Origin of the sequence: Pararoseomonas baculiformis, assembly GCF_017813395.1 — a bacterium.
GTDB classification, from domain to species: Bacteria; Pseudomonadota; Alphaproteobacteria; order Acetobacterales; family Acetobacteraceae; genus Roseomonas; species Roseomonas baculiformis.
Window position 1 is genome coordinate 1 of record NZ_JAGIZB010000038.1, and the last position, 24,024, is coordinate 24,024.

General features: G+C 70.4%; 20 protein-coding genes. 10 read left to right on the forward strand and 10 right to left on the reverse strand.

The window, feature by feature from the left end:
- Positions 1-181 precede the first annotated feature (181 nt).
- Together J8J14_RS22265 and J8J14_RS22270 are read left to right on the forward strand one after the other, a co-directional pair.
- On the forward strand, positions 182-646 hold the full coding sequence (locus J8J14_RS22265) for a GlcG/HbpS family heme-binding protein (protein WP_209381748.1): 465 nt from the start codon (positions 182-184) through the stop codon (positions 644-646).
- Positions 646-2,034: a M20/M25/M40 family metallo-hydrolase gene (locus J8J14_RS22270; RefSeq protein ID WP_209381749.1), complete on the forward strand. Its 1,389-nt coding sequence runs from the start codon at positions 646-648 to the stop codon at positions 2,032-2,034. The genes J8J14_RS22265 and J8J14_RS22270 overlap by 1 nt, the downstream gene beginning before the upstream one ends.
- A 54-nt stretch (positions 2,035-2,088) precedes the next feature.
- Here J8J14_RS22270 and J8J14_RS22275 read toward each other — a convergent pair whose 3' ends face one another.
- The 3 genes from J8J14_RS22275 to J8J14_RS22285 form a co-directional block, all read right to left on the reverse strand.
- Positions 2,089-2,280: a hypothetical protein gene (locus tag J8J14_RS22275; RefSeq protein ID WP_209381750.1), complete on the reverse strand. Its 192-nt coding sequence runs from the start codon at positions 2,278-2,280 to the stop codon at positions 2,089-2,091.
- 233 nt (positions 2,281-2,513) lie between these two features.
- Positions 2,514-6,266, reverse strand: a complete 3,753-nt coding sequence (locus J8J14_RS25675; protein ID WP_209381751.1) for a translocation/assembly module TamB domain-containing protein — start codon at positions 6,264-6,266, stop codon at positions 2,514-2,516.
- An 8-nt stretch (positions 6,267-6,274) separates the two neighbouring features.
- On the reverse strand, positions 6,275-8,161 hold the full coding sequence (locus J8J14_RS22285) for an autotransporter assembly complex protein TamA (RefSeq protein WP_209381752.1): 1,887 nt from the start codon (positions 8,159-8,161) through the stop codon (positions 6,275-6,277).
- A gap of 47 nt (positions 8,162-8,208) precedes the next feature.
- Between J8J14_RS22285 and J8J14_RS22290 the strand changes: the two genes are divergently transcribed.
- Complete coding sequence (locus J8J14_RS22290; protein WP_209381753.1) at positions 8,209-9,360, forward strand: amidohydrolase; 1,152 nt, start codon at positions 8,209-8,211, stop codon at positions 9,358-9,360.
- A 13-nt stretch (positions 9,361-9,373) separates the two neighbouring features.
- Positions 9,374-12,016, forward strand: a complete 2,643-nt coding sequence (locus tag J8J14_RS22295; protein ID WP_209381754.1) for a bifunctional acetate--CoA ligase family protein/GNAT family N-acetyltransferase — start codon at positions 9,374-9,376, stop codon at positions 12,014-12,016.
- 7 nt (positions 12,017-12,023) lie between these two features.
- Here the strand turns inward: J8J14_RS22295 and J8J14_RS22300 are convergent, their stop codons facing one another.
- From J8J14_RS22300 to otnI, 3 genes are all read right to left on the reverse strand, one after another.
- A complete protein-coding gene (locus J8J14_RS22300) occupies positions 12,024-12,902 on the reverse strand; it encodes a helix-turn-helix domain-containing protein (RefSeq protein ID WP_209381766.1) in 879 nt (292 codons plus the stop codon).
- 142 nt (positions 12,903-13,044) lie between these two features.
- Entirely contained in the window at positions 13,045-13,920 is an 876-nt protein-coding gene (locus J8J14_RS22305; protein WP_245216081.1) for a 2-hydroxy-3-oxopropionate reductase, read from the reverse strand.
- A 13-nt stretch (positions 13,921-13,933) separates the two neighbouring features.
- Positions 13,934-14,731 carry a 2-oxo-tetronate isomerase gene (gene otnI / locus J8J14_RS22310; protein WP_245216082.1) on the reverse strand — a complete coding sequence of 266 codons (798 nt, stop codon included), beginning with the start codon at positions 14,729-14,731 and terminating at the stop codon, positions 13,934-13,936.
- Positions 14,732-14,918: 187 nt separating this feature from the next.
- On the opposite strand from otnI, the gene J8J14_RS22315 reads away from it, so the two are divergent.
- The 5 genes from J8J14_RS22315 to J8J14_RS22335 all read left to right on the forward strand — a co-directional run bounded on the left by J8J14_RS22315 (position 14,919) and on the right by J8J14_RS22335 (position 19,998).
- Positions 14,919-15,989, forward strand: coding sequence for an AI-2E family transporter (locus tag J8J14_RS22315; RefSeq protein WP_209381756.1), 1,071 nt, complete (start codon positions 14,919-14,921; stop codon positions 15,987-15,989).
- Between the two features lie 109 nt (positions 15,990-16,098).
- Entirely contained in the window at positions 16,099-17,073 is a 975-nt protein-coding gene (locus J8J14_RS22320; protein WP_209381757.1) for an ABC transporter permease, read from the forward strand.
- A gap of 3 nt (positions 17,074-17,076) precedes the next feature.
- The gene (locus J8J14_RS22325; RefSeq protein ID WP_209381758.1) at positions 17,077-17,988 is read left to right on the forward strand and encodes an ABC transporter permease; all 912 of its coding nucleotides are present in this window, start codon (positions 17,077-17,079) and stop codon (positions 17,986-17,988) included.
- The gene (locus J8J14_RS22330) at positions 17,985-18,977 is read left to right on the forward strand and encodes an ABC transporter ATP-binding protein (RefSeq protein ID WP_209381759.1); all 993 of its coding nucleotides are present in this window, start codon (positions 17,985-17,987) and stop codon (positions 18,975-18,977) included. The genes J8J14_RS22325 and J8J14_RS22330 overlap by 4 nt, the downstream gene beginning before the upstream one ends.
- On the forward strand, positions 18,970-19,998 hold the full coding sequence (locus J8J14_RS22335; RefSeq protein ID WP_245216083.1) for an ABC transporter ATP-binding protein: 1,029 nt from the start codon (positions 18,970-18,972) through the stop codon (positions 19,996-19,998). The genes J8J14_RS22330 and J8J14_RS22335 overlap by 8 nt, the downstream gene beginning before the upstream one ends.
- Positions 19,999-20,028: 30 nt before the next feature.
- On the opposite strand, the gene J8J14_RS22340 is transcribed toward J8J14_RS22335, so the two are convergent.
- Both J8J14_RS22340 and ggt read right to left on the reverse strand, forming a co-directional pair.
- Complete coding sequence (locus tag J8J14_RS22340; RefSeq protein ID WP_209381761.1) at positions 20,029-20,535, reverse strand: CreA family protein; 507 nt, start codon at positions 20,533-20,535, stop codon at positions 20,029-20,031.
- A gap of 55 nt (positions 20,536-20,590) precedes the next feature.
- Positions 20,591-22,285, reverse strand: coding sequence for a gamma-glutamyltransferase (gene ggt, locus J8J14_RS22345; protein WP_209381762.1), 1,695 nt, complete (start codon positions 22,283-22,285; stop codon positions 20,591-20,593).
- A 36-nt stretch (positions 22,286-22,321) separates the two neighbouring features.
- On the opposite strand from ggt, the gene J8J14_RS22350 reads away from it, so the two are divergent.
- On the forward strand, positions 22,322-22,699 hold the full coding sequence (locus tag J8J14_RS22350) for a YraN family protein (protein ID WP_209381763.1): 378 nt from the start codon (positions 22,322-22,324) through the stop codon (positions 22,697-22,699).
- Positions 22,700-22,709: 10 nt separating this feature from the next.
- Here J8J14_RS22350 and mepA read toward each other — a convergent pair whose 3' ends face one another.
- On the reverse strand, positions 22,710-23,543 hold the full coding sequence (mepA, locus tag J8J14_RS22355; RefSeq protein ID WP_209381764.1) for a penicillin-insensitive murein endopeptidase: 834 nt from the start codon (positions 23,541-23,543) through the stop codon (positions 22,710-22,712).
- A gap of 64 nt (positions 23,544-23,607) precedes the next feature.
- Positions 23,608-23,892, reverse strand: coding sequence for a hypothetical protein (locus tag J8J14_RS22360; protein ID WP_209381765.1), 285 nt, complete (start codon positions 23,890-23,892; stop codon positions 23,608-23,610).
- Positions 23,893-24,024 lie beyond the last annotated feature (132 nt).

A 24,024-nucleotide genomic window follows, 5' to 3' on the forward strand; every position in this document is an offset into this window, starting at 1 on the left:
CGGGGTGGAGCAGCCCGGTAGCTCGTCAGGCTCATAACCTGAAGGTCACAGGTTCAAATCCTGTCCCCGCATCCAAAAACCCCGTCCCCTCCAACAAGGGAACGGGGTTTTTCCTTGTGTGCTTGCCTGAAACGCCAGACAGCATAGAACCGCTCCGAACAACCTCGGAGCGGCGGCGTCCATGCCCAATCCCCCTATCGGTTTCCAGCACGGCGTCACGCTGGACCAGGCACAGCGTATAGCAACCGCATCGCTCGAGGAGGGGCGGCGCCTTAATCTCGCGCCGCTCACAGTCGTCGTCCTGGATTCGGCGGGGCAGTTGAAAGTGGTACTGAAGGAAGATGGCTGCAGCCTGCTCCGGCCGGCCATCGCGCATGGCAAGGCTTTCGGAGCCATGGGGCTCGGCTTTGGCGGCCGCGAGTTGGCTCGCCGCTCCCAGGGCATGCCTGGCTTCATGAACGCATTTTCTGACCTGGCCGGCGGGGCTGCCGTGCCCGTTCCAGGCGGGGTCCTGATCCGCGACTCACAAGGCACCATCCTCGGAGCAGTCGGCATCTCCGGTGACCTTTCGGACAAGGACGAAGCGGCCGCAGTTGCCGGGATCCGGTCGGCCGGGCTGACCCCGGACACCGGAGATGATGCCTGATGGACCACCTCTCCCAGGTGATCGCCCGGATCAATGCCGCCGAGGCGGAGATCCGCACCCGCTATTTCGAGTTTCTCCGCATCCCCAGCGTTAGCGCCCAGCCGCAGCACGCCGGGGACTGCCGGCTCGCGGGTGAGTGGCTGGTCAGCGAGTTGAAGGCGATTGGCTTCACGGCCGAGCTGCGCGAGACGAAGGGGCATCCAGCCGTGGTCGCCCACCATCCCGGCCCAGGCACCGGGACGGTGCCGCTGCTCTACTACGGCCACTACGACGTCCAGCCGGCCGAGCCCTTCGATCTCTGGACCTCCCCGCCCTTCGAGCCGACCATGAAGGAGGGGCGGAACGGCCCGGTCACCGTCGCTCGGGGCGCGGTCGATGACAAAGGGCAGGTGATGACCTGGCTGGCCGCCATGCGCGCTTGGCACGAGGTGGCTGGGGGCCCGCCCACAGCGATCCGCGTGCTGGTAGAGGGTGAAGAGGAGATCGGCAGCCCGAGCCTCGACGCCTTCTTGCAAGAGCACGCGGCGGAGCTGCGCCAGGCCCGTGCCGTCATCGTCAGCGACACGAATATGTGGGACCCCAAGACCCCGGCGATCTCCGCCCGGCTGCGCGGCATGGCCTATGCGCAGATCGACATCTTCGCGGCCTCGCGCGACCTCCATTCCGGCCTTTATGGCGGCATGGCGCTAAACCCGATCAACCTCCTCGCGAAGATCCTCGCGGAGCTGACGGATGCGGATGGCCGGATCCAGCTGCCCGGCTTCTATGACGGCGTGCCCGAGATCGGCGGCAACCTCGATGCGGCCTGGGATTCGCTCGGCTTCGACGAGAAGCGCTTCCTCGGGGATATTGGTCTATCCGTTCCTGCCGGGGAGCGGGGGCTGAAGCCGCTGGTTCGCCAATGGGCTCGCCCGACCTGCGACGTGAACGGCATATGGGGCGGCTATGCCGGGCCGGGCGCGAAGACGGTGATCGCGGCGGAGGCGCATGCGAAGGTCTCCTTCCGCCTCGTGGGCGATCAGGATCCGAACGCCGTGCTGGATTCTCTGGAGGAATTCGTGCGGTCCCGGCTTCCGGCCGATGCCCGGGCGGAGATCCAGCGCTTCAGCACCGCGGCTCCGGTCGTGGTGCCGGAGGACAGCCCCGAAGTGGCGGCGGCACAGCGGGCCCTCGCGGCCGAATACGGCCGCCCGGCCGTGCTGATCGGCTCCGGCGGTTCCATTCCCGTTGTCGAAAGCTTCCGTCGTATCCTCGGCTTGGACAGCGTCCTGGTCGGCTTCGGGCTGGATGACGACCAGGTGCACAGCCCGAACGAGAAGTTCGACTGGGCCAGCCTCATGCACGGCGCCCGCAGCCATGCGCGGCTCCTGGCCGAGCTGGCGGGCTGAAACAAGAACGGCCCCGCATCCCACCGGATGCGGGGCCGCCCTTCACAGGCCTGGCTAGCGCTTGGCCCCGCCGATCTCGGCACGCAGCTCCATAATCCGGCCCTTGATGCTCTCGCGCAGGCTCGGAGAGGTGTGCGGCTTCATGCCAGCCAGCGTCTGCTCCAGCTCCGCGAGAAGGCGGCGCTTCTCGTCCATGTTGCGCCGGATGGGCTTGTTGTCGCTGAACTGTCCGTCGAAGGCGCGCATTCGGCTCCTCCTCTCCCTGTCTCTCTAGAGGCTGTCCCGGTCGCGGGAGGGCCGCTGCGCCGGCAGCGGAACCGGCGTGATCGGATGACCCTCCCGGCTTGGCGGCGCGCTGCGCGGCCGGCGATCCGCGATGGGGGGATCCTATCCAATACGGGGCCTGACCGGAATACCCGGCCAGGCCCCATCCACCTCGGAAACATCCGGCGGCGCCCGCCGCGGCAGTGCCGCCGGCGTCAGTACTCGTACTCGTAGGTAAGACCGAGACCCTGGCTGTCCGCGCCGGCACCGCTCTCCAGCTTCAGCCTCGGTGTCAGCTCGATCTCCACCCCCACGCGCGGCGTGCCATTGGTCGTGCCCGGATCGACGTTGAGGTAGATCCCCTGGCCCAGATAGCCGCCGGCCTCGATCCCGGGCGTGCCGCCGGCCCCGGTTCCGATGCCCAGCCGGTCCAGCCCGAGGGTACGGCTGACCCGTCCGAGCAGCCCGGACACAGGATCCTCCTGCCCCCCCGAAACGGCCCCGGAGAGCACGCGGGCCAGCTGCGCGATCTGGAAAGGCGAGAGTCGGTCCGTCGGCCGGTTGAAGAGAAGCTGCGCAAGCACCTCGTCCTGCGGCAACTCCGGGGAAGAGCTGAACTCGATCTTCGGCGCGGCGGGCGTGCCGGTGACCGTGACATTGATCGTCGTGCTGCCCGCCCGGGATGTCGCCAGCAGATCGATATCCGGAGAGGTAATGTCGCCCTGGAACGTCAGCACGCCGCGCTGGAAGGTCAGGCGTCGGTCGAGCACGGTCAGGGTGCCGCGCCGCAGGCGGAGCGCGCCGGTGGCCTCGGGGTCGGAGATCGTGCCCCTGATCCGCACCTCACCTGCCAGTTCGGCGTCCAGGCCGCGGCCGCGCAGATAGACCTGGCCCGGTGCGCGGACGGTGATGTCCAGCGCGAGCGGCGGCGCAGCGGGGTTCGCCGCGGCCGGGGCGGGCTGACGGCCCGCGCGGCGCCGGGCCGCGACCGTTCCCGGGCGGGGCGCCGGCGCACCGCGCCCGACCTCACGCACCTCCCCGATCTCGGCCACGCCGCCTGGGAGTCCCTCGGCGATCCCAATCGTGGCGTTACGCACGGTCACAGCCCCGGCGAGCCGCATTCCGTCGCCGACCGAGCCAGTGAGTCGCAGATCGGCGTCGAAGGCGCCGCGCAGCAGGTCGGAGGAGACAGGCTGGAGATTCTGCCCGCTCACCCGGATGTCCACGGGCTGGCCCTCCGCGAAGGGGCGGATCTCGCCCTGGGCGCGGAGCGTGCCCGGCCCGGCCTGCGCGGTGATGCTCTCCACCACGATCCGGTCCATATCTCCCCGGATCGTGCCCTGGATGTTGCGCAGCGCAAGGCCGTATTCCAGGTTCCGGTAGAGCCCGCCTGAGAGCCGGGCCGTGCCTGATATCTGCGGCTCCGCCACTGTCCCGCTCGCGCGCGCATCGATCGCCACCGTGCCGGCCACGCGGCTCGCGCCACCCAGCAGGAAGGGTGCGGCGAGCACGCCGATATCGGTGGTCCCGCGCAGGGTCCCGCTGATCGGCCCGGTGAAGTCGCTCGGCACCCGCGCCTCCAGGTTCAGGCGAAGGGCAGGGCCCACGCGGAACTCGGCGCGGGCCTCCACCGCGTCTCCGCGCATCCGCGCCGTAGCCTGGAGCGAGCCCTCCGGCAGGCCCCGCGCCCATGGCGCACCGGACCGTATGCCGGTCCCGCGCAGCTCCCCTTCGATGGCCGGCCGCGCCACGGGCCCGGAAAGCCGGACCTCGCCGGCGATGGTGCCGCTCAGCGGCGGGTCAGGGACGAAGATGTTGACGATCGAAAGGGGCAGGCTGCCGATGGTGGCGCGCAGATCAGCGTTCTCCGGGCCCCAGCGGCCCACGATCCGCAGCGTGCCGCCCGGGCGGCCCTGCAGTGACAGGCCCGGGGTGGAGATGCCGCCATCGGCGCCAATCACCACGGTTGCCGGGGCCGAGAGGCGGATGCCGAGCGCCTGGCGCTGCACATCCAGCGCGGAAAGCTCGATCCGCTTATCCGGCTGATCGAGGGCGAGGCGCGCGCGCAGCGTCGCGCGGCCGTCCAGGGCGCGCAGGTCGCCCCGCACGTCCAGCGACGCATCCGTGCCGCTTGCATTGACGGTGCCGTTGATGGTCTGCCCCGCCGCGCGCAGATCATTCGCGCGGATCTCCGCTACGATCCCCTGTCGCCGCGCCTCGCCCTCGCCCTGGGGCGACAGCTTCGCCTCCACCCGCAGCCCGCCGCCGAGCGGGGTGCCGGCGACCGGGCTCAGCGGCGCAAGGTTCGGCGCCTCCAGCCTCAGTTCCGCCTCGGCGAGGAAGCTGGCGAGATCGACCCGCCCGCTCGCCTCCACCCGCGCGGGGCCGAGAGAGGCGCGAAGGGTCTCGACGCGCAGCTCTCCGCCTTCCTGCGCGGCACGGGCCTCCACCGCCAGCGGAAGGCCCTGGAGCCGGGCATTCAGGGTGAGGTTCCCGGCCGGCACCGTGGCACGGGGCAGCGATGCCTCAAGGCGGATTGCCTCGAAGCGGCGGCCATAGGCTTCGAGGGCCGGGGAGGTGGCGGTCAGCGCCACCGCCGGGTCGGCCCTCGGGCCGGTGATCCGGGCCTGAGCCTCAAGCTGTCCCTGGACCGGCACATTTGGGATGTCCTGGGCGGAAAGTGCCGCGTTCACGGTCAGGTCGAGAATCTCGCCATAGGCGCCCTCGGCACGGATGTTGAGCGCCCGCCCGTTCACCACCAGCTCATGGACGCGCTGCTGGTTGGCGCGCAGGAGAAGAGTGGGCGCTGGGCCCAGCAAGCCCGGCGCCGGCTCGGGCAGGCGCGGGTCGCGGACCGTGGCCTCCAGGCGCAGCTCGGGGGCGGCATTCGTGCCGGTCACCGCGCCCCGCGCCTCGATCGCGCCCCAGCCGACACTGGCCGGGACCAGGTCACCGAGCGAGGTGGAATCGCCGAGGCGGGCGTCGAAGGTCACGTCCAGTGAGTTGCCCACAAGCCCCTGTGCCTGGATCGTTCCGACGGCGGTCTCCACCTGAGCCCTTTCGATCCGGGTCGCCCCGCCTTCGGCCGGGCTGGTGCGGATGTCGAAGCGGAGTGCCGAGACCGGGGCGGGCAGGAAGCCGCCAAGAGCCGCCTCGCCCGTGGCCTCCAGCCCCACGCCACCCTCCGCAGGCAGGCTGAGCGTTCCACTCGCTTGGACCCGCGCCGTGTCGCCCATATCGGCCGAGACAGTGAGCGCGGCCCCCGATGCGGGCCCATCCAGCGCCACGCGGAGCTGAATCGTTTGTTCCGGCCGCCCAAGAAGGGCCGCGACCAAGCCGCCGCTCGGCTCATCATAGGCGAGGTCGATCTTGACCCGGTCACCAGGCGCCAGGGCAAGGTCAAGGTCCAAGGCGCCCGGCGCATCGAGCCGCCGCCCCTTGACGCCAAGAAAGACGCCGTCATCGCCCAGTCTCCCGCCCACTTCGAGCGAAAGGGTGGCGGCAGAGCCCGCTACCGCCGCCCCCAATTCGATTCTCGGGAAGGCGGCCTTTTCCAGCGCCACCGTCACGGGCAGCTGCGGCAGTTGCGGGAGCAGCGACCCGGATTCCCGGGCGGGGGCAGGGGCGTCGGGATCCGCCACGGGCAGGCGGCTGAAGACGACCCGCTCCGCGGTCAGATTCGAGACCCGGAGCTCACCCGAAGCGAGGCGGAGCAGGCTGAGATCCAGCGCGACATCCTCCAGGACCAGATAGGGTCCCTGGCTGTCCGACAGGACGGCACGGCCAATGCGCGGCGCGAATGGGAGCCGGCCATGCAGATTCTCGATCTGCAGCCCTGGAACAAGGTTCATGGCAAGCCGCGCGAGCCAGTCGTGCCCGGGGGCACTCAGCGCCGTCCAGCTGCTGAGCAGGAGCAGCACGGGGACCACGACGACGAGGCCGAGGATCGCCTTGATGGTGCGCTTCACCCAACGCATCAGAACGCCTGCCCGATGCCGACATAGATCCCGTAACCGGAGCTGCCCGGCACTTTGGACAGGGGCACGGCGAAGTCGGCGCGGATCGGCCCGATGGCCGTGGCGTAGCGGAATCCGACGCCGGCGCCGATCCGCAGGTCCCCGAAGCCGGAGGCCGCGCTCTCGCCGACGCTGCCGGCATCCATGAAGAGGGCGACGCCATAGGGCCCTGTGATGCGCTGCCGGAGCTCTATGCCGGCCTCCAGCAGGGAGAGGCCGCCGCGCGGAGATTGGTCGCGCCGCCGCGGCCCGATGCTCTGGAAGTCATAGCCGCGCACCGAGCCGCCACCGCCGGCATAGAAGCGCAGATGCGGCGGAACCTGCCCCGCCTCGGCCCCGGCCAGGGTGCCGAAGCCGGCGCGCAGCGCGAGGATGCTGCCCTTGTCGCCGCTCAGGTCGAAATAGGCGCTGCCGGTGCCGCGGACACGTACGAAGGTCGAGCTGGCATCCCCGAGGGAAATGGTGGGAGCGATGAGCAGGTTCGCGCGGTAGCCGCGGGAGGGGTCGAGCACGTTGTCCGTGCCGTCGAAACGCGCGCCGAGCGGAAGGGAGAGCAATGTGTAGCGCAGGTCCAGGTCCAGTTCCGAGGTGTTGCCGACCTCGCCCGTGATGCCGGCCGAAAGGGTGACCCGCGGATCGATCTTCCGCTCCAGCGAGAAGCCCGCCGTGATCGCATCGCGGTCATAGGCCAGCAACCGCTCCCGAAGGATCGTGATGTCGGTCACCGCCGTCGCGTTGAGCCCGGCGAACCAGGGCTGGCGGAGATTGGCGGAGACGCGGTAGCCCGTGTCGCTCACGCCGCGCTGCGTGGTGCGGGACACCTCGCCCTCAAGCCGCAGGCGTTCGGCCGCCCCGAAAAGGTTCCGGTGCTCCCAGTAGGCGCGCAGGGTCGGACCATAGCGCGTCTCGTAGGCGGCGGTGCCGCCGATGGCCCGGAACGGCCGTTCGGAGACGAGGAAGGTGACGGGCAGGCGGCCATCGGGATCCAGCCGCTCGCCGACCCGGGCGCGAACCGTGCCGAACACGCCGAGCGCCAGCACATCCCGGCGGACCCGGTCCAGCTCCTGCGGGCTGTAGACCTCCCCGGCCAGCACGCCGGAGGCGCGGCGCAGCAGGGCGGGGTCCACATTCTCCGATCCCTCCACGGCAGGCTGGGCGAAGCGGGCCCTTGGGCCTGGCTGGACGAAGTAGACCACCTCCATGTTGCGCGCGTCGTGATCCACCGTGATTTCCCGGCGCGGCACGCCGGCAAAGGGCCGGCCGGCCTCGCGCAACCGGGTCACCAGGGTTTCCTGGGCTTCGTTCACGGCCGCGGCGCGGGCGGGATCGCCGGGACCCAGGCCCGCCACTTCGCCCGCCTCGGATATGTCCTCATCCTCGACGGAGGGGCGGGTCGTGACGCTGGCGATGCGGTAGAGGGGACCGGCTTCCGCCCCGATGACCACGGGTACCGGACCAGGCCCGCGCGCCTGCAGCCGCTGTGCCAGCTGCGGCGCGTTCGGCGGCTCACCGGCAATGGTGACGCGCGGCGTTCCTGCGTAATAGCCTTCCGAGCGAAGCGCCTTGCGGATGTTTTCCAGGTCCTGCAGGGCCCGCGCCACGAGCCCCTCGGCGCTGGTCGGGGCGTTCTCCCGCAGCCGCCGCAGGACCGAAACCGTCTCGATCGCGTCGTCCAGCTGTCCGCTGCCCGTGGGGGCGACGGTCACCTCGTAGGGAAGGACAGGCCCGTCCGCATCGTCAGGGTTCGGCGCGGCCGAGGGGCGGGGGTCCTCCGCGCCGGGGGCAGGCACCGGGGCGCCGGCGGGCTGCGCCCAGGCGGTTCCGAGAAGAAGCGGGAGAATCAGCACAACTACGGGGTGGAGAGAAGGCAAGGGAAGGGCTAACTCCTCAATCCATGGATGAGAACCTCGCCGAGACACTCACGCGTTGGCGCCGCCACCTCCACGCGAACCCGGACGTCACAAAGGAAGAAGGGCCAACTGCACGATTCGTCGCGGAACGTTTGCGTGAACTTGGCGTTACCGAGGTCGAAACAGGCATCGGCGGCCACGGCGTGGTCGCGACCCTTCGCCGCGGAGGCGGCAACCGGAGCGTCGGCCTCCGGGCCGACATGGATGCGCTGCCGATCCAGGAGGCCAGCACGGAGCTGCCCTATCGCAGCACCCGGCCAGGCGTGATGCATGCCTGTGGCCATGACGGCCACACGACCGCGCTTCTCGGCGCCGCGGCACTGCTGCTGCGGGACGAAAGCTGGTCCGGCACGGTCCGCCTCGTCTTCCAGCCCGCGGAGGAAGGCGGGGGCGGCGCAAAGGCCATGGTGGAGGATGGGCTGTTCCAACGCTTCCCCATGGACCGCATCTTCGGCTGGCACAACTGGCCGGGCCTGCCCGTCGGCACCATCGCGGTGCATGAGGGGCCGGTGATGGCGGCCGGGCGCCGCTTCCTGATCGAGATCGAGGGCCATGCCGGGCATGCCGCCCTGCCGCACCTGACCCATGATCCCATCGTGGCAGCGGGCCATGCGATCGTGGCCTGCCAATCCATCGTCGCCCGCAACCTCGACCCGCTCGACTCGGCCGTGGTGAGCCTCACCACCATTGAGGGCGGCGAGGCCTGGAACCAGATCGCCGCAAAGGTAACCATCCGCGGCTCCATGCGCTTCCTGCGGCCCGAGACCGGCCAGATGATCGAGGATGGGCTGGCCCGCGTGGCGCGGGGCCTGTCCGAGACCTTCCAGGTGAAGGCCCGCTCCGAGGTGCTGGGCGGGGTGGACGCGACCATCAACCACCCGGCCGAGCGCGACCTTGCGGCGGATGCCGCGGCGGCCGTCGCCCCCCTGCGCCGGGACATGGCCGCCGCCATGACCGGCGAGGACTTCTCCGTCTTCCTGCAGAACGTGCCGGGCGCCTTCGTTTGGATCGGCAACGGCCCGACGGATGGTGGGCGCGAGCTTCACCACCCGAACTATGACTTCGACGACCGGGTACTGCCCACCGCCAGCGGCTTCCTCGCCGAGGCCGCGAAGCGCGCCCTGACCGGCGGCTGAGGCAGGCGCGCCGATGGCCCTGCCGGTCTCGATCTCCGGCCACGGCCTGGCGCCCGGCTTTCGCGACACGGCGCTCTTCGCCCCTCGCCGCGTGGCGCTGATGGCGGATCCGGCCCTGCCGCCCTCCGCCATCCTCGCCCGCAACCTTGCCTCGGGCGGGTTCCGCGGATCCCTGCATGCGGTCGGACCGGCCTGGCCGGGGCTGGAGCATGCGGACGACCTGCAGGCCCTGGCCGCTGCCCCGGACCTGGCCGTGCTCTCCCTTCCGCCGGAGGCGCTGGAGCCGGCAATGGCCGCCCTGGCGGCGCGGGGCTGCTTCGCCGCCATCGTGACTGGCCCCGCCCCGGGGCTCGCCGGGATCTGCGCACGCACGGGCGTGCGGGCACTCGGCGAGCGCAGCTTCGGCCTCTGCATCCCGCCGCTCGGCCTCAACGCCTCTCTCTCCCACATCTCGCCACGGCCGGGCCGGCTGGCCCTGCTCTGCCAGTCCTCCGCCCTGGCCCGGGCGGTGATCGACTGGGCCGAGGGCGAAGCGGTGGGCTTCTCCCTCATCGCCGGGATCGGGACCAATGCCGATTACGGCTTCGCGGGCGGGCTGGACTGGCTGGCGCGGGATGCGACGACCGGCGCCATCCTGCTCGACCTCCGGCGGATCAAGGACCGGCGGCGCTTCATCTCCTCCGCCCGTGCGGCGGCCCGCAGCCGCCCGGTGGTGGCGCAGCGGCCCGGACATGCCGGGCGCGGGGATGAGGATGCGGTGATGGGCGCGGCCCTTCGCCGCGCGGGCGTGCTGCGCGTGCAGGGGCTGGAAGACCTGCTCTCCGCCGCCGAGACCCTGGCCCGGGTGAAGCCCTCCCCACGTCCGGGGCCAGATGGGGCGAGGGGCAACCGGCTCGCCGTCCTGTCCAACGGGCTAGGACCGGGGCAGATGGCCGCCGATGCCGCCTCGCGGGGCGGGGCCCGCCTGGCCAGCCTTTCGCCCGCGGCGCGGGGCATGCTCGACCTCGCCCTGCCGGGTTGGTCGGGGAACAATCCGATCGCGCTGCCCATGGGGCAGGGGCACCGGCTCGCCGAGGCCGCCGCGCTTCTGTCGGCCCTGCCGGAGGTGGATTCCGTGGTGGTGATCCACGCGCCGGCGCCGGAGGAAGATCCCGCCCTGGCGGCGGAAGCACTCGCCGCCGCCGCGGCGGCATCAGGCAAGGGGGGGCGGGCTGCGCCGGTCCTCTCCGCCTGGCTTGGCCTGGCGACCGCCGGCGCGCAGCGGCGCATGCTGGCCGAGCGTGGCGTGGCCGTGTTCGCGACGCCGGAGGCGGCGGTCCGGGGTGCCCTTCATCTTGCACAGGACCGGCGGAACCGCGCCGCAGCCGCCGAGCTGCCGCCGAGCCAGGTGCTGGAGGTCACTCCGGACCGCGCGCGGGTGGCGGCCCTGTTCAGGGAAGCCCGCGCAGCCGGGCGCCTGCTACTGGACGAGGCGGAGGCCCTGGCCGTCCTCGCGGCCTACGGGATTCCTGTCGTCGCGCATCGGACGGCCGCCACGGTGGATCAGGCGGTGGTGGCGGCGGCCGAGCTGGGCTGGCCGGTCGTGCTCAAGGTGCTGTGTCCCGAGCTGCCGGCGAAGACCGAGGTGGGCGGGGTGGCCCTGGGCATCGCCGATGAGGCGGCGCTGCGCGCCGTGGCCGCCGGCATGGCGGCGCGGCTCGGGGCCGCCCGCCCCGGGATCTGCCCGAGGGGCTGGATGGTTCAGCGCCAGTCACGGCCCGCCCGCGAGTTCCGGCTCCGTCTGGCCGATGACCCGATGTTCGGCCCCTGGATCGGCTTCGGCCGGGGTGGCACGGCCGCGGGGCTGGAAGGCGACGAAGCCCATGACCTTCCGCCGCTGAACCGTGTGCTCGCCCTGAGCATGATCGGGCGCACGCGTGTCTCGCGCCTCCTGGATGGCTGGCGGGACCATCCGCCCGTCTCCCGCGAGAGGCTGGCCGAGGCGCTCGTTGCCCTGTCGCAGCTGGCGGTGGATTTTCCGGAGATCGCCTCCCTCACCCTGAACCCGCTGCGGGCCGAGGGGGATGAGATACTGGCGCTGGACGCCGATCTGGCCCTCCGTCCGGATGGAGTGCGCGGCTTCCTCGCCATTCCGCCCTATCCGGCGGAATTGGCGCGGCCCTTCACGACGCGGGACGGACGGTGCCTCCTCGTGCGCCCTATCCGTCCCGAGGACGCCGAGGCCGTGGCGGATTTCGTCCGCAATGCCAGCCCCGAGGACCTGCGGTACCGCTTCTTCAACCGCCTTCGCGAGCTGCCGCCCGCGCAGATCGTGCGGCTGACCCAGATCGACTACGACCGGGAGATGGCCTTCGCCGCCATGGACGGCTCCCGGATAGCGGCCACCGCCCGGCTGGTGCTGGACACGGATGGGGGAGGGGAGTTCGCCATCCTCGTCGGGACCGACTGGAAGCGCGGCGGCCTGGCGCGGCAGATGATGAGCCGGCTGGTCGAATGGGGACGCGGCCGGGGCCTGCGGCGCATCTCCGGCCAGGTTCTCGCCGATAACACGGGCATGCTGCGCTTCGTGCGCGCGATTGGCTTCGCCACGCGGCGCACGGAGGATCCGGAGATCCTCGAGGCCTATCTGGAGCTGGAGGCGGGCGAAGAGGGTTGAGAAACCCTCAGTGCACCCGCGTCTCTGCGAGCAGGAGGCGCACGCGCGCCGCGGCTTCCGCACCCTTGCGCGCCTCGCGCCAGGCGGTTTCCGCCACGCGCTGGTGGATGGTGACCGCTTCGTCGGCTGCCGTGATCGTTCCGACGCCAATAGCGCCCAGCGGGGGGCTGTCCGGCATGAAGGGGTTCGCGCAGAGATGCGCCCGGTCCCGGGCGCGGAGCACGACGAAAGCGCCGGTCGGCTCGGAATCCGTCAGAAGGCCGATCTGCAGGCCCATGGGCACGCTGTCCATCAGCGAGGCGATGTTCTCCAGCTCGGCCCGTGCGGCGGAGCGGCAGCGCTGGCGCGTGCGCTCCGAAATCCGCAGCGCCGGGGCGACACCGTCGATCAGGAAGGAACGGAGCGCCTGCTCGCTGACCATGGCGATGATGGACGGGCGCCGCGACTGGTAGGCCCGCTTGCGCGCGTGCAGCAGGCCCAGGGTCTGTTCCGCGGCCGCATGGAAGGCGAGCCGCTCCGGCGCCTGGTCCGCCGCCTCGGTCAGGGCGTCGGTCAGAGCCGCATCATAGGCATCGGTCGTCACGAGGGTGCAGAGCGACCCGCCGAGCTGGAGGATCTGCTCGGCGTCCTCCTCCACCTGCCGGAGCCGCTCCTGCAGTGCCAGCGGGCGCGAGAAGTATTCCACCCCGATGCCGAGCAGCGAGAGCGGCGAGATCTTGAGCAACTCGGCCAGGCGCCGGATCGTGTCCAGCTTGATGACCTCGCCCTTCTCGTAGCGGTAGAGGGCCGCGCGGGAGACGCCTAGCCGTGCGGCGATCTCCTCGGCCCGAAGGCCGGATTCCAGGCGGTAAGCCCTCAACTGCTGGCCGATGTCGGCGAAGCGCATAGCAGGTCTTTCAGTCATGACGGCATCCATCCCAGCCGCTTTCCAGGGGGTGAAATCTCACCCCGCTGGACACTTGCTCTTAAATGCGCCTCTATCCTGCGCAGTGCAACCATACATTGCATTGCACAGTCTGCGCCACTGTTCATCCAATTTCGTGCGATGCAAGTCGTTCCAGTGCCTGAACCAACGCCGAGTGGTCTTTCTGCGCACCACCTTCCGCCGAAACCGCCGAGAAAAGCTGCTGGGCGGAGGCAGTATGCGGCAAGGAAACGCCGATCTCACGCGCTGACTGCAACGCAAGGTTGAGATCCTTCTGGTGAAGAACGATCCGGAACCCGGGGTCGAAGGTCCGCTTGATCATCCGCTCCGCATGCACCTCAAGAATGCGCGAGGAAGCAAAGCCGCCCATCAGCGCCTCCCGCACCTTGGCCGGGTCAGCGCCTGCCTTGCTGGCGAAGACCAGGGCTTCGGCCACCGCCTCGATGTTCAGGGCCACGATGATCTGGTTCGCCACCTTCGTGGTCTGCCCCGCGCCATTCCCGCCGACCAGGGTGATGTTCTTGCCCATCGCCTGGAACAGGGGCAGGGCGCGTTGGAAGGCCTCCTCGGGCCCGCCGACCATGACGGTCAGCGCCGCGTTCCGGGCGCCGACCTCGCCGCCGGAAACCGGGGCGTCCAGGTAGTCGCAGCCCTTGGCGTTGATGCGGGCGGCGAAGTCCTTCGTGGCGGTCGGGCTGATCGAGGACATGTCGATCACCAGCGTGCCCGGCTTCAGCGCCTCGGCCACGGCTCCTTCGCCGAACAGGACGGCTTCCACATCGGGGGTATCGGGGACGATGAGGATCACCACCTCGGCGGCCTTCGCCACCTCCGCCGGGGAGGGAAGCACCGTCGCGGCCGCACGGATCTCATCCGTGAGGCTCGCGCGCTCCGGCACGAACAGGTCATGCCCGGCCTTCTTCAGGTTGAGCGCCATGGGGCGCCCCATGATGCCGAGGCCGATGAACCCGATCTTCATGCGTGTCGCTTCCTCATGTTCCACTGATGCGTTGCGCGTTGTAGCGGGCAAACCAGCCCAGCCCGGCTTCCGTGCCCTCAACGGGCCTGTACTCGCAGCCGATCCACCCGCGATAGCCCATGGCGTCCATACGGTCGAAAACATAGGGCCAGCTCACCTCGCCCGTGCCGGGCTCGTGGCGGCCCGGTGTGTCCGCGACCTGCGCATGGGTAATGAGGGGCAGCAGCGCCTCGAAGCGGCGGGTGATATCGCCCTCGGTCACCTGCGCATGGTAGAGATCGAACTGAAGCCCCAGCCTTTCCGGCCCGATCGCCCGGATGATGGCCGCGGCCTGGCTGGTGGTGTTCAGCACGTAGTCCGGGATGTCCCGGTGGTTGATCGGCTCGATCAGCGGCTTCACGCCCTGTGCCGCGCAGCGCTCCGCCGCCCAGGCAAGATTGGCCGCATAGGTCGCCAGCAAGGTTTCGCGCGGCGTCCCGGGCGGCGCGATGCCGGCCATCACATGCAGCCGCGGGCAGCCCAGCGTGCCGGCGAGGTCCAGGGCACGCGCCATGGCGTCCCGGAACTCGGCCTCGCGGCCGGGCAGGGCGGCCAAGCCGCGCTCGCCCCTCTCCCGGTCACCTGGCGCCGCGTTGAAGAGCACGAGCTGCAGGCCGCTATCCTCCAGCCGCGCCCGGATCTCCTGGGGCGGGTGGTCATAGGGGAACAGGATCTCCACCCCGGCGAAGCCAGCGGCCCGCGCACGGGCGAAACGCTCGAGGAAAGGGTATTCCGCGAAGAGCATCGAGACATTCGCGGCAAAGCGCGGCATGCGGCCATCTCCCCGGTGCCAAACCCTCCGGCGGCCCCGGCTGGGCAGGATAGGGCGATTCGGCATCTCGCCCAAATCCGCGGGAGCTTCTATTCCGCAGGCGGATGATGGCGCTATCGCCCCACTCGAATGATAATGCCACGGCAGTGTCCGGCGGCAGGCCCTCCCCCGGGCTCCGGAGACCACCATGTCGGACGACAAGCAGTTCGTAATCCGCCTGATCGGCGTGGCGGCCCTGGTCGCTCTTCTGACCGGCTGCTTCCTGGTGCTGCGGCCCTTTCTCTCGGCGCTGCTCTGGGCGGCCATCCTCGCCTTCACCACCTGGCCGGCCTACCGGCTGCTGACCGACCGGGTGGGGCTCCGCCCGGGCTGGGCGGCGGGGGTGATGGTGGTGGTGCTGCTGCTCGTGGTCGGGCTGCCGCTGGCGCTGGCCGCCCCGACGAGCCGTGAGGAGATCGACGGGCTTCGCCACGCCGTGCAGAACTTCTTCACCGATGGCCTGCCTGCCCTGGTCACGGCCATGGGCCGCATCCCCATAGTTGGTCCCTTCATCGAGGAACGGCTCGCCGCCTTCGACCTTGGGGTCGGGAACCTGTTCAGCGTGTTGCGCCCCTATGCGGGCGGACTGGCGCAGGCCGCGCTGGGGCTTTTCCTCTCCATCGTGGGGGGGGTGGCGGAGCTGCTGATCGCGATCCTCCTCTCCTTTTTCTTCTTCCGGGACGGGCCGCGCCTGGCCGAAGCGGTCGACCATATGGCCGAGCGGATCGCAGGCGGTCGCGGGCGGCGGCTGGTGGTGCTGACGGGCGCGGTGACACGGGGCGTGATCTACGGGCTGCTCGGAACGGCGGTGGTGCAGGGCGCCATGACCACCTTCGGCCTCTGGCTCTCGGGCGTGCCGCAGCCGGCGCTGCTCGGTATCCTCGCCGGGGTGATTTCCATCCTGCCGATCGGGGCGCCCGTGGTCTGGATCCCGGCTTCCATCTGGTTGCTGGCCAATGGCAGCACGGGATGGGGCATCTTCATGGCCCTTTACGGTGCCTTCGGCATCTCCTCCGTCGATAACTTCATCCGGCCCTGGCTCATTGCCCGGGGCGCGGATCTTCCCCTGCTGCTCACCCTTCTCGGTGCGCTGGGCGGGGCGCTGGCCTTCGGGCTGCTGGGGCTTTTCCTCGGCCCCGTGCTGCTCGCCGTCGCCTTCACCGTCGTCCGGGACTGGTCGTCCGAAGGGCAGAGCCGCAGCGGCCCGACCGCGATGTAAGCCAAAAGGGGCACCGGGACCGATGAGGATGGATGGGAGGATGAGGATGCTGGATCTGGATGACGTTCCCCGGGTGGACGGCCCGGCTTTGCTCCGCTAGGCGGAACCCGTGTTCGCTTTCATTCTCTCGCGCATCCTCCAGGCGATCCCGGTCATGCTGGCCGTGGCGCTGATCGCCTTTGGCCTGTTCTCCTTCGTTGGCGACCCGATCGCGACCATGCTGGGCCAGGAATTCTCGGTCCAGCAGCGCGACGCGCTGGTGGCCGCGCTGGGGCTGGACCAGCCGATCTGGGTGCAGTTCCTGCGCTTCATCGGCAACGCCCTGAGGGGCGAGTTCGGCCTGTCCTACCGGCTTTCCCGCCCGGTTGCGGACCTGATTGTGGAAAGGGCGCCCGCCACGCTGGAGCTGGCGCTTTGCGCCTCGGTGGTCGCCCTCGCGGTCGGCGTGCCGATGGGTGTCTATACCGGCCTGTACCGGCGCTCCTGGCTCTCCCGCGCCTTCCTCACCTTCAGCCTGGTGGGGGTCTCCCTGCCCACCTTCCTCATCGGGATCCTGCTGATCCTTGTCTTCTCGGTCTGGCTTGGCTGGCTGCCGAGCTTCGGGCGGGGTGACACGGTGCAGCTGGGCTGGTGGAGCACGGGCTTCCTCACGGCCTCGGGTTGGAAGGCGCTGGTGCTGCCCTCCATCACCCTCGGCCTGTTTCAGCTCACCCTCATCATGCGCCTCGTCCGCTCGGAGATGCTGGAGGTGCTGCGCTCGGACTATGTGAAGTTCGCCCGTGCCCGCGGGCTGCGGGACCGCTCCATCCATTTCGGCCATGCCCTGCGCAACACGCTGGTGCCTGTGATCACCATCGTGGGCCTGCAGCTCGGCTCCATCATCGCCTTCTCCATCGTGACGGAGACGGTGTTCCAATGGCCTGGCATGGGGCTGCTCTTCATCCAGTCCGTCTCCTCGGCCGACATCCCGGTGATGGCGGCCTATCTTCTCCTGATCGCGGCGGTGTTCGTGCTCATCAACCTCATCGTGGACCTGCTCTACTACGCCGTTGACCCCCGGCTTCGCGCCGGGCGGGGGCACTGATCCATGGGAGCCCTCGCGCGCTTCTGGGGGAGCGACCTGTTCTGGTCCTTCCGCACGACCCCCACCGCCATCATCTCGGCTATCGTCGCGCTGGTCTGCATCGTCGGCGCCGTGGCGGCACCGGTCCTGGCCCCCTACAACCCCTTCGACCTCGCCAGCCTGAACCTGATGGACGCGTTCAACCCCCCGGCCCTCCTGGAAGAGGGGTCCTGGGCGCATCCCTTCGGCACGGATGACCAGGGCCGGGACGTGCTCTCGGCCATCATGTACGGCGCGCGGGTGTCCCTTCTGGTCGGGGTCTCGGCCACGGCCTTCGCGCTGTTGCTCGGCGTGCTCGTCGGGCTGACCGCGGGCTATGCCGGCGGCGCCGCGGACGCGGTGCTGATGCGCATCGCCGACATCCAGCTCACCTTTCCCAGCATCCTGGTGGCGCTGCTGGTGGATGGCGTGGCCCGTGCCGCCTTGCCGCGCGAGCTGCATGACCAGATCGCCGTCTATGTCGTCATCGTCGCGATCGGTATCTCCGAATGGCCGAAGTTCGCCCGCACCGTGCGCGGCTCCGCGCTGGTTGAGCGGAACAAGGAGTATGTGCTGGCCGCCCGGGTGATCGGCGTCTCGCCGCCCCGGATCATGCTCACCCATGTGCTGCCCAATGTCCTCGGGCCGCTGCTCGTGCTCGCCACCCTCAATCTTGGCCTCGCCATCCTTTCGGAGGCGACGCTTTCCTTCCTCGGCGTCGGCGTGCCGCCGACCCAGCCCTCCCTCGGCACCCTCATCCGCATCGGCAACGACTTCCTGTTCAGCGGGGAGTGGTGGATCGCGATCTTCCCTGGCCTGGCGCTGGTGGCGATGGTGCTCTCGGTGAACCTGCTGGGCGACTGGCTGCGCGACGCCCTGAACCCGAGGCTGCGATGACTTCCCCGCTTCTCGAGGTCCGCGACCTCGTCGTCGAGTTCCCCACGCGCCGCGGCACGCTTCGCGCGCTGGACAAGGTTTCGTTCGATATCGCCCCCGGCGAGGTGCTGGGCGTGGTAGGTGAGTCGGGCGCCGGCAAGTCCATGACAGGCGCGGCCATCATCGGGCTGCTGGAACCGCCCGGGCGCGTGGCCGGCGGCTCCATCCTTCTCCGGGGCGAGCGGATCGACAACCTGCCGCCGCGCGAGATGCGCCGGATCCGGGGCAAGCGGATCGGGGCTATCTTCCAGGACCCGCTGACCACGCTGAACCCGCTCTACACCGTGGGCCGCCAGCTTACCGAGACCATGCAGACGCATCTCGACATCGACGCCGCCGAGGCGCGGCGGCGGGCGGTCGGATGGCTGGAAGCGGTAGGCATCCCCGCCGCGGCGGAGCGCGTGGACGCCTATCCGCACCAGTTCTCCGGAGGGATGCGCCAGCGCGTGGTGATCGCGCTCGCCCTTTGCGCCGAGCCGGAGATGGTGGTGGCGGACGAGCCCACCACGGCGCTAGACGTCTCGATCCAGGCCCAGGTGATCGCCCTGCTCAAGCGCCTGACGCGGGAGAAGGGCACCTCCGTGATGCTCATCACCCACGACATGGGCGTGATCGCCGAGACGGCGGACCGGGTGGCCGTGATGTATGCCGGGCGTGTGGCCGAGATCGGCCCCGTGCGTTCGGTGGTGAAGGCGGCGTCCCACCCGTATTCGGCCGGGCTGATGGCCTCCATCCCTCCGCTTTCGCACCGGGTGGAGCATCTCCCGCAGATCGACGGCGCCATGCCGCGCCTGACCGCCATTCCCCAGGGCTGCGCCTATAACCCGCGCTGCCCGCATGTCTTCGACCGCTGCAAGGTCGAGCGGCCGGAGCTTCTTCCGGCGAACGAGACCCGGGCGGCCTGCTGGCTCTTCGACAGCCATGCGCCGCGGGAGCGTGCCCATGTCTGAAACCGTCCCGATCTTCGAGGCGCGCGAGCTCAGCCGCCATTTCGACGTGTCCCGCCCCGCGCTCCAGCGCCTCCTTGCGCGGGAAGGCCGGCGCACCTTGCGAGCGGTGGACGGCGTCTCCTTCGCCATCCCGCCGGGAACGACCATGTCCCTGGTCGGCGAGAGTGGCTGCGGGAAATCCACCGTGGCCCGGCTCGCGGTCGGCCTCTACGAGCCCTCTGCCGGGCAGGCGCTGTTCGAGGGGCAGGATCTGGGCGAGGCCCGGAAATCCGTCGCGCAGCGCCGGCGCATGCAGATGATTTTCCAGGATCCCTATGCCAGCCTGAACCCGCGCTGGCGGGTGGCGGACATCATCGGGGAGCCGATCCGCGCCTTCGGGATCGCGAATGGCGGCGCTGCCCTTCGGGAGAAGGTGGGGGCGCTTCTTCAGCAGGTCGGCCTTTCGGCCGCCGATGGAAGCCGCTTCCCGCATGAGTTCTCCGGCGGCCAGCGCCAGCGCATCTCCATCGCGCGCGCTCTGTCCTCGAACCCGGAATTCCTGGTCTGCGACGAGCCGACCTCGGCGCTCGATGTCTCGGTGCAGGCGCAGATCCTGAACCTGATGAAGGACCTCCAGCGGAAGCTCGGGCTGACCTACCTCTTCATCAGCCACAACCTGGCGGTCGTGCGGCAGGTGAGCGACCGCGTCGGGGTGATGTATCTCGGCCGGATCGTGGAATCCGCGCCCGCCGAGACGCTCTTCACAACGCCGCGCCATCCCTATACGCGCGCCCTGATGGAGGCGATCCCGGACCTGGACATGGCCGGGAAGGAGCGCCAGCCCGTCGGCGGCGAGGTGCCGAGCCCAATCAACCCGCCCTCCGGCTGCACCTTCAACCCGCGCTGCCCGCTGGCGAATGGCCGCTGCCGGGCAGAGCGGCCCGCGCTTCTGGCAGCGCGCGGAACGCCCGAGACGCTTGTGGCGTGCCATGCGGTGGAGGAAGGGCGGGATGGCTTCGAGGGGCAGCGCGCCGCCGCCTGAGCAGGCTGCGCGGCCCGGGCCGCGCGGCCCCTAGCGCCCCGCTGGCTGGGCGCCTGCGGGAGAGACGGAGGCCGGCACCACGGCCATGGCGCTGAAGGGCGACCCGTCCACCAGCTTGGTGGACCAGGCGAGATAGACCACCACGTTCCTCTGCGCATCGAGGAAGCGGTGAACCCGCGTTTCCTTGAAGAACAGGCTGGTGGAGCTTTCATGCACCACCTCACCCCTCTCGCCGCGCGCCGCGCCGGGCAGGATCTCGACCGGGCCGGTCGCGGTGCAGGAGAGGGAGAACCGGGCCGGATCCTCCGCCACGCCGACCATGCCGGAGATGCCGCCCGTCCGGGCCTGGGCGATGTAGCAGGCGACGTTCCGCACCTCGGGGTCCTCGAAGCGCTCGACCACCACGCGATGACTGCGCGTGAGACCGAGATTGGTGAGGGCCGTGTTCACATAGCCGATCTGCGAGGTTTCGTCGGCCGCCGAGGCAGGGCCGGCCAGCGCCGTGGCGGCGAGGAGGGCAAGGGCAGCGGGGCGCATGGGACTATCTCCGGGTTTCAGCCGCATAGCGCATGGCGGCGAGGAGGGTTGGGGATCAATCGCCGATCACGGTGCCTTCGCGCCTCGGATCCGCCCCCCCGGCAAGGCCGCCCGGGGTGATGCGAATGGCCTGCAGGCCCGAAGTCATGGGCCGGATCTCCACCCGCTGGCCCCGGGCCTGCAGCGCGGGCGCCAGCGCGGCGGCGGGCGTGCCCTCCTCCAACTCCACCGTGCTGCCGGTCGTACCGACATGGGGGAGGGAGACAGCCTCCTGGGGCGGCAGGTTCCAGTCGAGCATGGCAACGAGCGCCTGGGCGACATAGCCGATGATCCGGGCGCCCCCGGGCGAGCCGACCACGGCCAGGAGCTTGCCCTCCGCGTCGAAGACGAGGCTGGGGGACATTGAGGAGCGAGGCCGCTTGCCGCCCTGGACCCGGTTGGCGATGGGCCTGCCATCCAGGTCGGGCCGGAAGGAGAAGTCCGTCAGCTCGTTGTTGAGGATGAAGCCGTCCACCATGAGCCGCGCCCCGAAGGTGTCCTCGACCGTCATGGTGATCGAGACGGCGTTGCCCGAGGCATCGACGATCGAGGCGTGGCTGGTGCCGTTCTCCACCGCCTCCGGCATCGGCGCGTGCCGCACCGCCTCGCGCCAGCGCGGGTTGCCGGCCCTGGGCTCGGCGATGCTGCGGCCCGGTAGAACCAGCTGGGCGCGCAGGGTGAGGTAGGTCGGGTCGAGCAGCCCGCGCACCGGAACGGGGACGAAATCCGAATCCGCCAGATATTGCGCCCGATCGGCGAAGGCGAGGCGGCCGGCTTCGGCGATCAGATGGGCCGCCTCGGCCCCCTGCGGATCCAGGCGGGGCATGTCGAAATGCTCAAGGATGCCCAGGATCTGCCCGACCGCCACACCACCCGAGGAAGGCGGCGGGAAGCCGCAGACGCGGAAGCTGCGATAGGGCTGGCAGAGGGGCTGCCGCTCCTTCGCGACATAGGCTGCCAGGTCATCAACCGTCATCAGCCCGCCCTCGCCATGCCCGCGCACGGCACTGGCGATGGAGGCGGCGAGCGGCCCGCGCAGCATCGCCGCGGCACCCTGCCGGGCGATGAGGCGGAAGCTCTCCGCCAGGGCGGGGTTGCGGAGCTGCTCGCCCGCCTTGAGCGGCTGGTCGCCCCCGCGCAGGAAGTATTCGCGGGTGCTGGGATGCCGGGCCAGGCGCGCCTCATCGGATGCGATGGCCGCCGCCAGCTTCTCCGAGACGGGGAAGCCGCCCTCGGCCAATGCGATGGCGCGTTCCCAAAGGCTGTCCCAGGGCAGCTTGCCGTGGCGGCGATGCGCCATCTCGAGCATGGCGACGGCCCCGGGCACGCCGACGCTCCGGCCGGACAGCACTGCCTCATAGAAGGGCAGGGGCGTGCCTTCCGGCCGGAGGAACAGGCCGGGGCGAACCGCCGCCGGAGCGGTTTCCCGCCCGTCGAAGGCTGTGACGGCGCCGGCTGCCTGGTCCCAGTGCAGCAGCAGGGCGCCGCCGCCGATTCCGCTGGACTGCGGTTCCACCAGGGTGAGCACGGCCTGCACCGCCACCGCCGCATCGACCGCCGATCCGCCGCGGCGGAGCACTTCCATCCCCGCCTCTGCCGCCAGGGGATGCGCGGCCGCCACCATCTGGCGCTGCGCCGCGGGCGCGCCGGTGGTTTGCCCGAGGGCGGGGATGGCGAACAGGGCGAGGAAGGCGGCGATGATCGGGCGCATGACCGACTCCAGCGTTTCGTAGGCTATTCTCGTAGCATGGACACGCGACTCAAATCGGAAGCACGACGCGCGGCGGAGCACCTCGGCGCCCATGCCGAGAGCCGCGCCGTGACGGCGTTGGAGGCTCGTGGCTGGGTCGTGCTGGACCGGCGTGCCCGGACTGCCCTCGGCGAACTGGACCTCGTGGCGGAGCGAGAGGGGCTGCTGGCTTTCATCGAGGTGAAGGCGCGCCCGAGCCTGGAGGAAGCGGCCTTCGCCCTGTCCCCCCGGCAGAAGGCCCGCATCATGGCCGCCGCGGAAGCCTGGCTCACCGCCCATCCCGGCCATGGTTCGGCAGGGATGCGCTTCGACGTGATCCTCGTCGCCCCCACGGGCCTGCGCCGGATCAGGGACGCCTTCCGGGGTTGGGACTGAAGGCCGCCGCCTATCGTGTTGAAAAAATACCCGTGCAGGACGCCGGCAGGCGCGGCGGCGGCCCGGGCGGAGCAGTGCGGGGTGATGGCGTCCGGGCTTCCGGCGAAAGCCACCAATCCAGCCCCGCGTCACAGCCATCGCCCGCTGGCACAGGCGGCTGGTTACGGCATTCGGGGCTGTCGGCCGGGCAGCGCAGGCGGATGTGCATGTGGCTGTCATGCCCCCGCCAGGGGCGCACCATGCGCAGCCAGGGTTCGCCTGCATGGGCCGCGCAGAGGCTGCGCTTGATCCCGTGATTCACGAAGATCCGGTCCACGCCCGGCAGTTCCGCCGCCATCCGGATCAGCCGGGCATGGGCCGGGGTGAATCGGCTTGGATCGGCCATGCTCTGGTCCGGGAGGACGAGGGATTGCTCGGGGATGGATTCCCGGGCGCGGGAAGGAACCAGAGGCTTGGGTGAGAGATCGAGCCAGATATCCACATCCAGCCCGGCCTGGTGGCTGGCATGGCCGAAGGGAAGCGGTCCGCCGCGCGGCTGGCCGAGATCACCGATCCACAGATCCGGCAGCCCGGCGCGCTTCGTGCGGCCAGCCAGGTCTCGGATCGCGGTGATAAGGACCGGATGCCCCCAGTTGCGGTTGCGGGAAAGCCGAACCGCCTGCCAGCCCGGGCCCTCCGCTGGCAGCATCTCGGCGCCCTGGACGCAGCCCAGGGAGGTGTTGCCGATGCTGCGTGCCGGGCCCGGCGCGGGCCCCGGCGCGGCGGCCCAGTCGCGCGCGGGTTGCGCCAGGGCTGGGCCGGCGAGAAAGGATGCAAGGATCGCGAGGCAGCGGAGTTGGCGCATGGGCGCATTCTCCTTCGCGCCCGGCCTCTCCGCCAGGGGCATGCCGGCCTGACGCCTCGCCGCTTCAGCCCTGGAAGCGGAAGGCCGCCGCGGGCTCCGGCGACTCGACGGGAGCGACATTCGCCGCCTGATTCTGTCCCTGGCTCTCGCGGGCCTTGGCCTCGACCTCGCGCAGCAGGCGGGTGATCGCCCCGGCCATGGCCGGAAGCTGGGCCAGCGGCACGACCAGCATGCCAGTCGGGGAGGGCGTGCCGCTTCCATCCTGCACGGCCAGCTTCAGCCGTGCCACGCCGTGCCGGACCGAGGCTTCGATAACGCCATCGGCGAAGAGGGTCTGGGTATCCGGCATTCCTGGTTTCCTACTGTTCTCTGAAGGCTCTGTGGAAGCTGTCGAGGAGAGGTTGGATCATGTAGCGGAGGAAGGATCGTTCGCCGACCTGGATTTGTGCTTCGACGGGCATTCCTGGTCTGAGTTGGACGT